The 12,495-nt window shown below is 35.9% G+C and carries 12 protein-coding genes, 1 tRNA gene and 1 pseudogene; 9 read left to right on the top strand and 5 right to left on the bottom strand.

The features are described 5' to 3' along the window. Window positions 1–213: 213 nt before the first annotated feature. A complete protein-coding gene (gene surE, locus QUS22_RS05395; protein ID WP_289513967.1) occupies window positions 214–993 on the bottom strand; it encodes a 5'/3'-nucleotidase SurE in 780 nt (259 codons plus the stop codon). A gap of 210 nt (window positions 994–1,203) precedes the next feature. On the opposite strand from surE, the gene ligA reads away from it, so the two are divergent. The 8 genes and pseudogenes from ligA to QUS22_RS05355 all read left to right on the top strand — a co-directional run bounded on the left by ligA (window position 1,204) and on the right by QUS22_RS05355 (window position 8,069). Further along, the gene (ligA, locus tag QUS22_RS05390; protein WP_289513966.1) at window positions 1,204–3,258 is read left to right on the top strand and encodes an NAD-dependent DNA ligase LigA; all 2,055 of its coding nucleotides are present in this window, start codon (window positions 1,204–1,206) and stop codon (window positions 3,256–3,258) included. A gap of 254 nt (window positions 3,259–3,512) precedes the next feature. Then, a complete protein-coding gene (locus tag QUS22_RS05385) occupies window positions 3,513–3,755 on the top strand; it encodes a hypothetical protein (protein ID WP_289513965.1) in 243 nt (80 codons plus the stop codon). A 12-nt stretch (window positions 3,756–3,767) separates the two neighbouring features. Next, window positions 3,768–3,995 (top strand): hypothetical protein, encoded by a 228-nt coding sequence (locus QUS22_RS05380; RefSeq protein ID WP_289513964.1) that lies wholly within the window; start codon window positions 3,768–3,770, stop codon window positions 3,993–3,995. 304 nt (window positions 3,996–4,299) lie between these two features. Beyond that, window positions 4,300–4,920: pseudogene (locus QUS22_RS05375) on the top strand (CADD family putative folate metabolism protein). Between the two features lie 95 nt (window positions 4,921–5,015). After that, complete coding sequence (locus QUS22_RS05370) at window positions 5,016–5,429, top strand: dihydroneopterin aldolase (protein WP_289513963.1); 414 nt, start codon at window positions 5,016–5,018, stop codon at window positions 5,427–5,429. Then, window positions 5,429–6,733, top strand: a complete 1,305-nt coding sequence (folP, locus tag QUS22_RS05365; protein ID WP_289513962.1) for a dihydropteroate synthase — start codon at window positions 5,429–5,431, stop codon at window positions 6,731–6,733. The genes QUS22_RS05370 and folP overlap by 1 nt, the downstream gene beginning before the upstream one ends. Then, entirely contained in the window at window positions 6,723–7,262 is a 540-nt protein-coding gene (locus tag QUS22_RS05360; RefSeq protein WP_289513961.1) for a dihydrofolate reductase, read from the top strand. The genes folP and QUS22_RS05360 overlap by 11 nt, the downstream gene beginning before the upstream one ends. Before the next feature lie 66 nt (window positions 7,263–7,328). Further along, window positions 7,329–8,069 carry a putative folate metabolism gamma-glutamate ligase gene (locus QUS22_RS05355; RefSeq protein ID WP_289513960.1) on the top strand — a complete coding sequence of 247 codons (741 nt, stop codon included), beginning with the start codon at window positions 7,329–7,331 and terminating at the stop codon, window positions 8,067–8,069. Window positions 8,070–8,100: 31 nt separating this feature from the next. Here QUS22_RS05355 and xth read toward each other — a convergent pair whose 3' ends face one another. The 4 genes from xth to QUS22_RS05335 all read right to left on the bottom strand — a co-directional run bounded on the left by xth (window position 8,101) and on the right by QUS22_RS05335 (window position 10,873). Next, window positions 8,101–8,880 (bottom strand): exodeoxyribonuclease III, encoded by a 780-nt coding sequence (gene xth, locus QUS22_RS05350; protein WP_289513959.1) that lies wholly within the window; start codon window positions 8,878–8,880, stop codon window positions 8,101–8,103. Then, window positions 8,880–9,587: a uroporphyrinogen-III synthase gene (locus QUS22_RS05345; protein ID WP_289513958.1), complete on the bottom strand. Its 708-nt coding sequence runs from the start codon at window positions 9,585–9,587 to the stop codon at window positions 8,880–8,882. Before QUS22_RS05345 ends, xth begins: the two co-directional genes overlap by 1 nt. A 648-nt stretch (window positions 9,588–10,235) precedes the next feature. Beyond that, a complete protein-coding gene (locus tag QUS22_RS05340; protein WP_289513957.1) occupies window positions 10,236–10,739 on the bottom strand; it encodes a hypothetical protein in 504 nt (167 codons plus the stop codon). Window positions 10,740–10,788: 49 nt separating this feature from the next. Then, window positions 10,789–10,873, bottom strand: a tRNA-Leu gene (locus QUS22_RS05335). A 62-nt stretch (window positions 10,874–10,935) separates the two neighbouring features. On the opposite strand from QUS22_RS05335, the gene tldD reads away from it, so the two are divergent. Next, a complete protein-coding gene (gene tldD, locus QUS22_RS05330) occupies window positions 10,936–12,363 on the top strand; it encodes a metalloprotease TldD (protein ID WP_289513956.1) in 1,428 nt (475 codons plus the stop codon). Window positions 12,364–12,495: the final 132 nt, after the last annotated feature.

The following is a 12,495-nucleotide window of genomic DNA, read 5'->3' as shown; positions in this document are numbered from 1 at the left end:
TCTGCTCAGGTTGGGAAGTTATAATAGCTTCACTATCATGAGAAGGGGACTGGTAAGACTTGTCAAGGAATGTTTTAGCTCTATTTTTATGCCAGTGTTAGCTACTTGAATGACGCTATTGATTGACTTCTAGCTACTGCCACTTAAGACCTCTATTCGCACCTAAAAAAGGTGCGAAGCAGGAGGCTATTATGCCTAACTGCCACATGTTATTCAACTAATAAGAGATTTGCAAATGTTTTTTTTAGCTATGGAAGAAAATTCATCTGCGTAAGAATTTTTCATAGCATTCAGTGTATCATAATCTGTAAAGTCCAGTTTTATTGGTGTGATAGTAATAAACCCTTCTTTAATTTTGCCTACGCTACCGCTGCCTGAGTGTTCTCGGGACCAATTTAAACTTAAAGAGCCATCTAAATTTTCAGTAAAGGTTAAATCTCCATCAATGCTATATTTGCCCTGCTCAGCAAATTCTACTCCTTTTACTTCTTCTGCGGCAGGGAAATTTACACTCATTGCTGCATTTTTGGGCCAACTAACTTCAACTAGCTTGGCAATAACCTGTGGTGCAAAAACCTTAGTGTTGTACCAGTTTATTCCGTTATGATATACCTGGCTTAACGCAATAGAAGGTATAGATCTTGCAGCACCTTCCATTACAGCACCAATTGTTCCTGAATAACAAACATCGTCCCCAACGTTTGATCCAATATTTACTCCAGATAATATTAAGTTTGGCTTTTTATCCATAACTTTATTTAACGCAATAATGATACAGTCTGCAGGGGTACCAGACACGCTAAACTCCTTTTTACCATGTTGATTTACTCTAATAGATTGCTTTATTGGGTAATCAAGAGATCTTGCTGCTCCACTCCTATCAGTATCTGGTGCTACTATCCATATTTCTGATGCAAAACTTTGTGCAACCTCTTTGAGTAATTTTATTCCTTCACTTTCAAAACCGTCATCATTTGTTATTAGTATTATCATGTGAAATTTTGTATAGTTCCAAAGCTATGATAAGTAATTTTGGTCAATGGTTGCAAATAAATCTGTTGCTCACAAATCATCACCTACTTTTAAATATCTGCGGCTTTTTTTGCTATTTCCTAATATTTTACCTCTACCATAAACTGAATCTAGGCAAATTCGTGACTTGACGATAAAATTGATATGGCATTATATTGATATAATTTATACATGACTGATTTAGAAAGGATAATGGAAAAACTTACTAAGTTGCGAAATCAAATCAGTTATCATGATGTCTTATATCACCAAAAAAATAAGCCGGAAATTACTGATGCTGAATATGATGAGCTGAAGCGAAAGGTAGTTGAAATAGAGGCACAACTTCCAGAAATTTACGCAACACAAGATAGCGTCGGTGCTGCACCTGATGAAAGATTTTCTAAGGCAAAACATCAAGAACCTATGCTTTCCCTTGAGAATGCTTATGATGAACAAGGTGTAGAGAGATTTTTGTCTAAAATAAAAAGGTTTTTAATTGAAAATGAAATAGAGATATTATGTGAGCCAAAAATTGATGGGTTATCGTTTTCTGCAATCTATGAGGATGGAAGATTTGTTAGAGCTGCAACTCGAGGTGACGGTTTTGTAGGAGAGGATGTCACTCACAATGTTGCAACAATAAAAGGCTTTCCTAAGTTTTTGCAAGGTGTGCAAGGTAATTTAGAAGTAAGAGGCGAGATATACCTAAGTAACAGCGATTTTTTTAAGCTAAACGAAAACAATGAGTTTGCTAACCCTCGAAATGCAGCTGCTGGCTCTCTGAAGCAGTTAGATGCGAACGTTACAGCAGGCAGGCCATTGAAGTATTTTACTTATTCTTTGATCGGTGGAGCGGAGAAAAGTCAAAGTGAAGTACTAAATAGGCTTGAGGCACTTGGTTTTTACGTGAATGAGCATCGGTCCTTAACGAGCAGTTTGTATGGAATGCTGAAGTTCTATAACGAGGTCAATGATTGCCGCCACAGCTTGGATTATGATATTGATGGGGTAGTCTATAAAGTAAATGATTTGGTGCTACAAAATCGTCTAGGAAGTACTCACAAAGCACCGCGCTCAGCACTTGCATACAAGTTTTCCCCAGTTTATGCAAAGACAAAGCTAAATAAGATATTTGTACAGGTGGGTAGAACAGGAGTTTTAACTCCAGTTGCAGATTTAGCGCCAGTCAATATTGGCGGAGTGCTAGTTGGTAGGGCAAGCCTGCATAACCAAGATGAAATAAAACGTAAGGACATAAGAGAAGGGGATATTGTAATAATTAAAAGGGCAGGTGACGTGATTCCTCAAATTGTTAGAGTAGACAAAGATTCTCGTCATGCAGATGTACCTAAATTTGTATTTCCTGAGGTGTGCCCTGAGTGTGGTGGTGAAGTGAAGATTGAAAGAGCGGCAGTAAGGTGCTCTGAGGAATTTACCTGCAAAGCTCAAATAGTAGGAAAACTAAAGCATTTTGCATCGAAAGATGCATTTGACATCGTTGGCCTTGGTGAAAAGCAGATAAAGTTTTTTTATGGTCTTGGTCTAGTAAAGCAGATCCCAGATATTTTTACCTTAGAGGAAAGATTGAATGAATTCAATCTGGCAGAACAACCGGATTGGGGGGAGAAGTCAATAGCTAATCTATTAAATGCTATACAAAGTAGAAGGGTAATAAATCTGGATAGGTTTATATTTTCTTTAGGTATTAGATTTATTGGCCAAGTTGCAGCAAAATTGCTTGCAGATTATTATGTCTCTTATAATGAATGGTATAATTCGATGATTAGATTGTCATCAGATGGTACTAAGCTAATAGATATAGGTAATGTAGGGGAAAAAACTGCTAAATCTTTTGGTGATGAGCTATTAGGTATAGATGGCATAGGAAAAGAAGTGGCTAAATCCTTGGAATCATTTTTTTCTAAAAAACATAACATCAAAATGTTAAATGATCTTACTGCTTGTCTACACATTCTTCCTGCCAACTCCAATTCTAGCGGTTCTGTTTTAAATAATAAAATTATAGTGTTTACTGGTAAGCTACGTATTATGAGTAGAGAAGAGGCGAAAGTAAGAGCAAAAGCTCTAGGAGCAAAAATCAGCTCAAATCTTTCCGCTAAAACTGATTACCTAATTGCAGGAGAAGATCCAGGATCAAAATATAAAAAAGCAGCGGAATTAGGTGTAGAAATTTTAGATGAAGACCAGTGGCATAAGATGACAAATTTGGAAGTGTCAGAATAACCATGTGCATCAGGTTGAGAAGAAAATGACACCTGAAGGAAGAAAAGAAACCTTTAATAGGCTAATAAATCTGTAGGATTTAGTCTCTTTGTTAGCTTAATTAAAAAATCTTAAGGAGTTAATATGGTATTAATTATACTATGCTAAGACAGCCATAATAATGGTGAGAATATTATGCAATCTACTTCATTTGACAGAGTTGGAAAACACTAATGCATATATAACACGCTGAACTACCTTACCAACAAATAGAGATGTATAATGATCTAGAAAGTTATGAAATTGCTGACAAAGATATGATTTACCAAAATATTATGTGTTTTGGTGGCGTTTTTGGAGAAATTGTAGGTCTCGCTAAAGGTACAGTAAAGAAGTTAGCAAAAAATACAACAGATAACTTTGTCATACCTGTTTGCAGTTATGTTGCAAAAAAAGTCGTTATGTCAGTAGGGGAACATGTTACAAAAATTGTCTTGCCGGTTGGAAAGTATGTTTGAAAGGAAATTGCGTTGCCAGTAGGAAAGTACGTTGCAAAAGAAATTGCATTACCTATAGCAAAAGAGGTTGCAGTAGAAACTCAGGACATAATGAAAGAGCTAACAAAAAAATCTATAGAGCTCATGGGAAATTTAATTAAGACACGAATGAGAAAACTAAAAGAAGATATAAAACAAGAAATAAAAGAAACACCAAATAAAATCATAGAAAATATAAAAGGTAGCATCAAATTTCCTTGAGGAGTGCCAACTGCGGAACTTTGGATGAAAGTTATAATGATACTGATACACATAATCTGGATGGATTTATATGGTCATGAATTTAAGCAAGATTCAGGATGTAGCAAAATTATTGGAATTAATCTTAGCTTTTATTACTTAGAGTACATATTCTGTGTATTGCTAATCTTAAATTTCTTAGACATATATAGGCTGTAATGTCTCTTGACATCTGGCAAGTCTATGAATAGACTAGAACGGTTTTGTGTTAACTTAAGGAGTTACTGTAAAGTCCGTTCAATTACTTAATAAAGAGGTAGATGATTTGCATTTATTAAAGCATCAATTTTATCAATCATAGAATGAAGGAGAATTAAGTCTTGAAGCCCTGCAAGTTTATGGTAAGGAATATTATCACCATGTTTCCGTACTTCCTCTTTATATCAGCGGTATACATTCTTTGTGCCCAAATCTGAAAATGCGACAAGTTTTGCTTGGTAATTTAATGGAAGAAGAACAAGGTGATAAGAATCATCCAGAATTATGGCAACGTTTCGCTGAAGGGCTTGGGTCACACTATCTGATCATCTTGAAAATGCACAGATTTAGAGAGACGCAAGAATTAGCTGATGGTTACTTTGATATTGTACAATCAGGCTTTGCAGCAGGCCTCGGGGCCCTGCACGCTTACGAACGTCAAACTCCAGAAGCGTCTAGGTCTAAAATTGAAGGCTTGAGAAAGCATTATTCAATAAATGACAAGCATTCTCTCCAATTTTTCACCGTTTACATGGATGCTGATGAATGGGATTCTCAGGGGTGTGCAAGTCTTATTACGGACCTAAATGAGGAAAAACAAGACAAGGCTATGCAAGGTGCTAAAAAAGGAGCAAAACTCTTATGGGGTTTTCTTGATGAAATCATAAGCACATATGTGTATTGCTGAGAGGTTCTATATCGGTAAAAATGAAAAAAACTTCTCTTAAGTAGCTTGGTGGGCTTCAGGAACATGTTAGGTTTTATAAATTATAAAATAAGAAAATGGGGTTAGATGTAAAACCATTGTGCGAGCTTCTTATCCGGGATTTACGGCTTTGGGTTCACTTAGGGTATAGTGCAGAGGAGAAGTTTCATCCTCAATTAATGAGTATTAATGTTGATTTTACCTTTAAATCTCCTCCTTTAGGGCTTACAACTGACCGGCTTGAAGACACTATCTGCTACCTGGAAGTAGTGCAGAATATTCAATCTCTAGTTCAGAGCAAGCAATTCAATTTAATCGAGCATTTAACTTATGATATATACACAACTGTTGATAGCCTTTTGAGGCAAAAAAAGCATATTATTTCTTCTATAAGAGTAACTACTCACAAAGTTGCACCATCAATTCCCAATGTGTATGGAGGTGTTTTCTTTACCTATTGTAGTGCACTGCAAGAACAGGAAGATAACTGATGATTTATATTTCTATTGGCTCAAATACAGGGAATCGCTTTTTTCATTTACAAAAAGCTGCCAAGCTACTAAAGGAGCGCTATTTTAAAGATTTAAAGTCCTCAATTATCCTAGAAACTAAGGCTATTTTGCCCAGAGGTACTCCAATTGAGTGGGATAAGCCATTTTTAAACATGGTTGTATATGGAAGTTATCTTGCTTCCCCTGAGAAGCTATTAAAAAACCTCAAACAAATTGAATGTGAAATTGGCCGTCCACAGGTCTATAAAAAATGGGCACCCCGTGTTATTGATTTAGATATTTTGTTATGGGATGATCTGACGCTTGATACACCATACCTTAAAATTCCTCACCCAGAATTAATGAATAGACCATTTTTACTTCACTTAATGGCAATGCTGAGTCCCATGGTTAGTATTCCAATAATTAACAAAACATTCGGTACTGTTGCTCATAACAACCCTAACATTAAGGATTGTTTTTTGAAGAGTTTTACGCTTTCACCAAAACTTGTTGGTATTGTCAATATTACTCCTGATTCATTTTCAGATGGTGGCCTTTATTGTGATGTAAACCAAGCTACTAAGCAGGCACTGCAACTGGTATCAGATGGTGCAAGCATAATTGAATTTGGTGCTCAATCAACAAGGCCTGGATCTTCGATACAGCCTCCAAAGGCAGAATATGCACGTTTAAAACCAGTGCTTGATAATCTCGATCAACATATGAAAGTTGGCGATATTAAGGTCGGGATCGATAGTTTCTGGCCAGATGTTATTTTGAATGTCTTAGAGCACTATAACATTACCTGGGTAAACGATGTTAAAGGAGATCTAGATGATAATACCTTAAAAGCAATTGCTAGCAATGGGTGTAGTATCGTTATTATGCATTCGCTTTCCATACCGCCACATAGGGACAGCATTATTCCAGGTGGCACTGATCCGGTTAGTACCGTAAATCATTGGACAGAGAAGAACATTAGCAGGCTACTAGCTCTAGGTTTTGATAAAAGCTCAATCATTATTGATCCTGGTATTGGTTTTGGAAAATCCCTATACCAGAATATCTGGATTTTACGCAATATAGAGGCGTTACAAAGTTTTGGCTGCAAAATTTTAGTGGGTCATTCTAGAAAATCGTTTCTTTCTTCTTTTTCCACAGAATTTGTCTTTAACCGAGATTTAGAAACAATTGCTATATCATCAGCATTACACAACAAGGTTGATTTTCTTCGAGTGCATAATGTGCGTGATCACATGCGATTTTTTGTAGCTCAAGCTGCTTTACGGAATGATGGTTAAAAAGATCATAGGGATTATGGCTGTTGATCCTAGCGGGGTGGTTGGAGTCAATAATAGATTGCCATGGCATTATCCAGGTGACCTGGATCATTTCCGTAAAATCACTTATGGGGAAATTATTGTTATGGGAAGGAGAACATTTGAAACTATACCTCAAAACATATTAAAAGATCGTATCTCTGTTGTTTTTTCTAGTAACAAGCTAAGTTCTTATTTTAATAGAGGTATAAGATGCACTATTGTTTCTTCGATGCGAGAGTTTCTATCAATCCAAAGTAGTTGGAATTATTCTCAAATCTTCATGATTGGTGGAGCACAAACAGCACACCTTTTTTTGGAGTATGATCTCATTTCAGAGTTTATCATAACCGAAATTCACAAACCTTATAAAGGTGATGTATATTTTAACTTAATACTTCTTGATGGATGGAACAAAACTATTCTTGCCAAGACAAAAGATTATACTATATGTAAGCTAACACGTAACAAAGATGAAGGAAAAAGTTGTGAAATTCGTTCAATCTCTTAATTGCAAATTATGCTGCTAGAGTAATAGGTTGTAGGGCCTTTATGAGGAACTTTTTAGTGCAATGATATGCATATTGAAGAAATTTACACCCACCGCATTGAATGCGGCGAAGCAATAGAGAAAATTCTTGATCGCTATGTTTCAGAGTTGCTGAGAGAGGAGGTTGTTCTTGCTATCACATCAAAAATCATTTCCGTTTGTCAAAGACAAGTAGTTCATAAAACTGCTTCTTCTAAAGAAGAACTAATTAAAAGGGAAGCTGATGTAATTGTTGATGTAGACAACCCTTGCGGTATCTGTTTGACAGTCAAAGATAATGTCTTAATTCCATCTGCTGGTATTGATGTATCAAATGGTGGTGAAATGTATATTCTATATCCAAAAGATGTTCAGAAAACGGCTCTATCAATATGGAACTATCTAAAGACAAAATACTGCATAAAACATCTTGGTATTTTGATTACAGATAGTAATGTAACACCTATGCGTCGCGGGGTTACAGGCATTGCTCTTGGTTGGTGTGGGTTTGAGCCGCTTTATTCTTATATAGGTAAGTCAGATCTTTACAATGAGCCACTTAAAGTAACACAAGTCAATCTTCTTGACACACTGGCAACATCTGCTGTTTTAGTTATGGGAGAAGGAGCAGAACAAACACCAATGGCAATTATTAGAAATGCACCAAAGGTTCGCTTCCTTGCTCGTCCGCCAACCACAGAAGAGGAAAAAAGTATTAAGATATCTATAGAAAAAGACCTTTACTCTCCACTCCTTATGGGAGTACGTTGGTTGAAGAATGAGAAGTAGATTTAGGGAATTTTATTAAACATACTGTCCACTACTCCATAACACACACAACTGGTATATGATCAGATGGGCTTTCCAGCTTGCGTAATCTGTCATCTATGTAGCATGTTTCTAACCTGTCGGCAGCTTGTGGCGATAACAGCACCTGATCTATTCGCATTCCTCGATTGTTTCTTAGTGAGCTACCTTGATAGTGCCACCAAGTGAACTGTTGTATATTTGGATGTGATATTCTAAATGCGTCTTTAAACCCAAGATTCAAGATTGATTTTAACTTCTCACGTTCTTTTATATGAAAACACACCTGGCCGTTCAGTAGATTTGAATCAAAAACGTCAATTTCGTCTGGTGCAACATTATAATCGCCAGCTATAACGATTAACTCCTCATTCTTTAGCAAATTGCTCGCTCTTTTATATAGGTTGTCAAAAAACTTAAGTTTATATTCAAATGCATGAGAATCAGGGCTTTGACCATTTGGAACATATATGCTCACTACTCTTATCTTCTGATTATTGTGCTCTATTACACACTCAATATAACGCGCTTCTTGATGACCTTCTACAATGTCAATTTTAAATGTCTCTAGTATCGGATATTTAGATAAGACACAAACACCATTTCTTGCAACTTGCCCATATACAACGCATTTATAGTCCAACTTCTCTATTTCTGCATAAGGAAATTGTTCTTCCGTGCTTTTTATCTCTTGCAGCAAAACTATATCTATTTGACTATCGATTATGAAACTGCAAAGCTGGTCAACCCTTTTGCGTATAGAGTTTACATTCCAAGTTGCAATTTTTAACATCAACAATCCTTATTAATTATATCGATTAAACTCTCTTGAGTAGGTAACCTTGATGTTGTAATTTTTTTCCATTTGATTGACTTCAAATTGTCAGCGATATTCTTACTCATAGCATATGCAATTACATTGCCCATTACGTGGGCTAGACCACTTTTTAGAACTAAAGAACAGAATATTCTTGCTGTCTGTGAAGAAAAAAAAGCAACACTATTGACTTTACCACCTGACAGCAAATTTTTGCACCTGTTAGTTAGATTCCTTTTAATAATTGTTTTGTAGAGTATAACTTCTCTTACGCTAAAACCGTCTTCAGATAATTTCTTTTTCAAGTCACATGATACTTCTTGTCCCCTTATATACAGGAACTTTACTGCTACTGAATAGTGATTTTTTATAAACGATATCAACCCATCAACATTACTGTCTGCTGATACGATATCAGAGAAACCTAAATCCTTTGCAGTTTGCATAGTTGAATTACCAACTGTAATGATTGGAAAGTTATCTGCCCTACATATTCGACTAAGTGCTTTTACACTGTTCTTACTTGTGGATATTATAGCATTAAATTCATATGCAGATATATCGGGCTGTAAATACTTTATTGTGAACACCGGTTCCATATATACTTTGTACCCACATTTTCTCAGCACACCCCTTGTATCCAGTGAATCTGATAAAAGCCTCGTTAATAAGATAGACTTCATTCTAACCTGTTTTACTATAGGTAGAAATAATACCCTTATAAACAAATTACTGAATAAAAATTTTTATTTCGTGATATTCCGGCTACTAGGTAGTGTTAGCATTAATAGGAGTACTAAGTACCCCTATTAACCATAAATTCAAAGCTTCTAACTTATACTTTTTTGATGCTAATTACGTTGAACTTTTTTGAATGACTCCCTTCAATTAGAGTTATATTAAATACTACTTCTCTTCCATCTAAAGATAGGGTTCCATTATCTACCTTATAGTTATTTACGTAACAACTGTCACTTTCATCTATTCTTTCTTCTACTTGTAAAGACTTGAGTTCAAGAACAATGTCTTTATGTATGTTTCCGTCGGAACATGTATATTATAGGCTTTTAAACACCAAATTCTCATGTTCATCACGTTCTACTCAATATGTACTAAGATCTGTAATACCTGGATTATCCCTATTATATTCAGATATCACGTAATAAGCATTATCTTCAAAAAATCCTGAATAATAATCGAACAAACTTGCAAAATCTGTCATAACATTGGCCTCTTTTGCTATTAAATTATTAATATAATAACTAGTATTCCTATATAAGTTAAATAAATTAATTTATTAGTATTTTGGCAATTAAATTCCAACTATCATATTACTTGGAGATTTCTTCTCCTTGGTTCAACTTTTCTACCTTTGGTTCGCTGAGCATAGTCCGAATAATATTAGCTGCCATAGCAGCATAGCCTAAGATGAAAAAAACAGTAGAAACAAAATGGATAATAGAAGGTTCAAAAGGCAATATAGGCGTAATTCCTCCTATTAAGAATAGGACACTATGTATAACATCAAGATAGATCTTTGTTAGTTTTTTTTGTCCCAGAGTGTCTTCTACACCAAATCGCTTATTAAGATCCCGTTGCCGGAAATAATCAGTTAATGACCATATGCCTAAGGCAAATGAGAGTGCATTTAATATAGAGCCGACAATAGAACAATACAGGCTTAAAACAGAAATATTAAGGATTGATGCTACTATGTAGCCAATAAAAAAGGTAGTAGATAGTGTAGTGGCTAAGTGCTTGGAACAAGTCCGTACTTTCTTTCTATAAGCAAGCCTCTCTTTTTCACTATTCTTGAACTTAGATATACTCAACATATTTTGTCATAGCATTAATTAATTCAACAAGCAATATGAGAATTAAGAGTGCCCGAGAGAAGATTTGAACTTCCACAACTTGAAAAGTTACTAGCATCTGAAGCTAGCGCGTCTACCAATTCCGCCACCCGGGCTTTTTATAGTTTACTATGTTAGAATTAAATAATATACTTAAACAATTTTTAGTTCAAAGGTGATGACAGATAATGTAAATCTAGATCAAATATTTTTTGCTCAGAGCAATGTTAATATTAATAACATATACAAAATAGTCAACAGTGCTTTAAGCAATAGTGATGGTGGTGAGCTATTTTTAGAGTTTTGCCAGTCAGAGTCTCTGGTTTTTGATGATAACATATTAAAGCACATGGATTTAAATACCAGAAGGGGGTTTGGTTTAAGGTCTTTTTGCGAGGATAGCAAGTCCTTTGTTCGCTCTTCTGAAATTAGCGAAAAGGAAATTAGTAATGCTGCATCTATAGTGAAAAGTTCAGTGTCTTTAAACAAAACAAATTCAATAAACTTAAACGAGGGGACAAAGGGCCTGTATCCAAGAATTAACCCCATAAATGAAATAAATCTGAATTCAAAAATTAAACTACTCAATGAGGTTAATGAGTATGTAAGATCTAAAAATAACTGCGTGAAGCAAGTAAAAATAACTCTAAGTGGGGAATGGCAGGTTGTACAAATAATAAAAGGTGATCACAGGTTAAGCGACATCAGGCCTCTAGTAAGTTTTAATGTGCTAGTTATCGTAGAAAAAGGTGATCGCACCGAGAGAGGTTCTGCAGGACACGGGGGAAGGGACTCTTATGGTAAGTTTATTTCTGAGAAAAAGTGGAAAGAAGTGGCAAACCAAGCATTAGAACAAGCATTAGCAAATCTTGAAGCAATTCCAGCTCCAGCTGGAGAAATGACAGTTGTTCTAGGTCCAGGCTGGCCGGGAATATTGTTACATGAAGCTGTGGGCCATGGGCTTGAAGGTGACTTTAACCGCAAAGGAGTTTCGGCATTTTCAAATTCTATTGGTAAACAAGTAGCAGCTAGTAGTATAACAGTGGTTGATGATGGAACTCTGCCTAACTTACGTGGTTCTATTAGTATAGATGATGAAGGCACTCCGCCTGGTTATAATGTATTGATAGAGGATGGAGTTCTCAGAGGATATATGCATGATAATATGAACGCTAAACTCATGGGTGTAAATCCAACTGGTAATGGTAGAAGGGAGAGTTATAAAGAGGTTACCATGCCACGTATGACAAACACCTATATGTTGCCAGGGAAGCATACGCCAGAAGAAATAATATCTAGCGTAAAGAAAGGCCTGTATGCAGTAAATTTTAGTGGTGGGCAGGTTGATATAACGTCAGGAAAATTCGTTTTTTCATCTTCGGAAGCTTATTTAATAGAAAATGGCAAAGTTACACAGCCAGTCAAAGGAGCAACATTAATTGGCGACGGTCCAACAGTGCTAAAAAAAGTATCCATGGTCGGCAACGACTTAAAGTTGGACCCCGGTGTTGGTACATGTTCAAAAGACGGACAAAATGTGCCTGTTGGAGTTGGTCAACCAACACTCAAAGTCGATTCAATTACAGTGGGTGGAACTAAGGTATAATCTAGTTAGTGGTAATTTAGAAAAAAACAATATTGAAATAAGGTAGCCAGCCAACATAAAAATCACTTGACAAGTTCCCCCAGCCCTTATCATGGTACTGAAGCCGTTACTTAACTCTCCAATCTGAGCAGG

Origin of the sequence: Wolbachia pipientis (assembly GCF_030373985.1) — a bacterium.
Lineage (GTDB): Bacteria > Pseudomonadota > Alphaproteobacteria > Rickettsiales > Anaplasmataceae > Wolbachia > Wolbachia pipientis_D.
This window is presented reverse-complemented; position numbering and strand designations above follow the sequence as displayed.

Coding starts and splice junctions, on each gene's coding strand:
- QUS22_RS05370 (WP_289513963.1), top strand. CDS start 5,016: ATGGGGTTAGATGTAAAACCATTGTGCGAGCTTCTTATCCGGGATTTA.
- QUS22_RS05385 (WP_289513965.1), top strand. CDS start 3,513: ATGTATAATGATCTAGAAAGTTATGAAATTGCTGACAAAGATATGATT.
- QUS22_RS05360 (WP_289513961.1), top strand. CDS start 6,723: ATGATGGTTAAAAAGATCATAGGGATTATGGCTGTTGATCCTAGCGGG.
- QUS22_RS05355 (WP_289513960.1), top strand. CDS start 7,329: ATGCATATTGAAGAAATTTACACCCACCGCATTGAATGCGGCGAAGCA.
- QUS22_RS05340 (WP_289513957.1), bottom strand. CDS start 10,739: ATGTTGAGTATATCTAAGTTCAAGAATAGTGAAAAAGAGAGGCTTGCT.
- tldD (WP_289513956.1), top strand. CDS start 10,936: ATGACAGATAATGTAAATCTAGATCAAATATTTTTTGCTCAGAGCAAT.
- QUS22_RS05345 (WP_289513958.1), bottom strand. CDS start 9,587: ATGAAGTCTATCTTATTAACGAGGCTTTTATCAGATTCACTGGATACA.
- folP (WP_289513962.1), top strand. CDS start 5,429: ATGATTTATATTTCTATTGGCTCAAATACAGGGAATCGCTTTTTTCAT.
- xth (WP_289513959.1), bottom strand. CDS start 8,880: ATGTTAAAAATTGCAACTTGGAATGTAAACTCTATACGCAAAAGGGTT.
- surE (WP_289513967.1), bottom strand. CDS start 993: ATGATAATACTAATAACAAATGATGACGGTTTTGAAAGTGAAGGAATA.
- ligA (WP_289513966.1), top strand. CDS start 1,204: ATGACTGATTTAGAAAGGATAATGGAAAAACTTACTAAGTTGCGAAAT.